Annotated in this window: 1 protein-coding gene; it reads left to right on the plus strand. The window is 47.1% G+C overall.

Annotated features, from left to right (window positions below; all coding sequences use genetic code 11):
* Nucleotides 1-533: 533 nt before the first annotated feature.
* Nucleotides 534-1,289 carry a replication initiation protein RepE gene (repE, locus tag ACOI6Z_RS27435; RefSeq protein ID WP_000807690.1) on the plus strand — a complete coding sequence of 252 codons (756 nt, stop codon included), beginning with the start codon at nucleotides 534-536 and terminating at the stop codon, nucleotides 1,287-1,289.
* Nucleotides 1,290-1,557 lie beyond the last annotated feature (268 nt).

Below are 1,557 nucleotides of genomic sequence, written 5' to 3' on the forward strand. Positions count from 1 at the left end.
TGGAGCACCTCAAAACCACCATCATACACTAAATCAGCAAGTTGGTAGCATTACCCAGAACTGGACAGAATAGGCTGTATGTCTAACTTCTGGCCACAGATATAATCGAGCCAGCAGTGCTCGCCGCAGCCGAGCGACAGGGCGAAGCCCCGAGTGAGCGAGGAAGCACCATGGAACAGTACTCATAAATTCTGCATACGCTCAATGCCTGCAAAATCACCTCCCATAGGGGTTATCCACTTATCCACGGGGATATTTTTATAAGATCTTTTTAAATAGTTGTTAGATTTTTATTTTTAGAATGCCCACAGGCCTTTATCCATGCGGGTTCCAGAGAGGGATCTGTGACAAAACGCCCTTTCAGTGTGACAAATCACCCTCAAATAGCCGCCATTTCTGTGACAAGTTGCCCTTAACCCTGTGACAAATTGCCCTCAGGAAGCGTTGCTTTTCACAAAGTTATCCATCCCTGTTGACTCTGTTTTATGAAGTGTGACAATCTTAAAGTCTGTCACACTTCGCATGGACCTGTCATGGCGGAAATAGCGGTTATAAACCATAAAAAACGTAAAAATAGCCCGCGGATTGTCCAGTCTAACGAGCTGACTGAGGCGGCATATAGTCTCTCCAGGGATCAAAAGCGTATGCTGTATCTGTTCGTTGACCAGATCAGAAAATCCGACGGCTCCCTGCAGGAACATGACGGCATCTGCGAAATTCACGTTGCTAAATACGCTGAAACATTCGGGCTGACCTCCGCTGAAGCCAGTAAGGATATACGACAGGCTTTAAAAGGTTTTGCGGGTAAGGAAGTGGTTTTCTATCGCCCTGAAGAGGATGCCGGCGATGAAAAAGGGTATGAATCCTTTCCCTGGTTTATTAAACGTGCGCACAGCCCATCCAGAGGGCTTTACAGCGTACATATCAACCCATATCTGATTCCCTTCTTCATCGGGTTACAGAACCGGTTTACGCAGTTCCGGCTCAGTGAAACAAAAGAGATTACCAATCCGTACGCCATGCGTTTATACGAATCTCTGTGCCAGTACCGTAAACCTGATGGCTCAGGTGTCGTGTCCCTGAAAATCGACTGGATCATGGAACGCTACCAGCTACCTCAAAGTTACCAGCGTATGCCGGACTTTCGCCGCCGTTTCCTGCAGGCAAGTGTTGACGAGATCAACAGCCGGACACCAATGCGCCTTTCTTACATCGAGAAAAAGAAAGGCCGCCAGACGACGCATATCGTATTTTCCTTCCGTGATATAACCTCCATGACGATTGAATAGTTGAGGGCTATCTGTCACAGATTTAAGGGTGGTTCGTCACATTTGATCTGGAAAGTTGAGGGTGATTTGTCACAGTTTTGCTGTTCCCTCCCTGGCATCCTGCGCTTACTCATAGTTTTTTTGGCTGTAACCGGTAGTGGAGCCAGAATTGAGGGCAATTTGTCACCCTATCCTGAGGGTAGTTTGTCACACTAGATTTTCTCCCTCTTCCCGGGTAATGGTGCCAACTTACTGATTTAGTGTATGATGGTGTTTTTGAGGTGCTCCC

Source organism: Klebsiella sp. C239, assembly GCF_048822715.1.
GTDB lineage: Bacteria > Pseudomonadota > Gammaproteobacteria > Enterobacterales > Enterobacteriaceae > Klebsiella > Klebsiella quasipneumoniae.

Excerpts from the sequence above, each read along its gene's own strand:
- repE (WP_000807690.1), top strand. The coding sequence starts at position 534 with ATGGCGGAAATAGCGGTTATAAACCATAAAAAACGTAAAAATAGCCCG.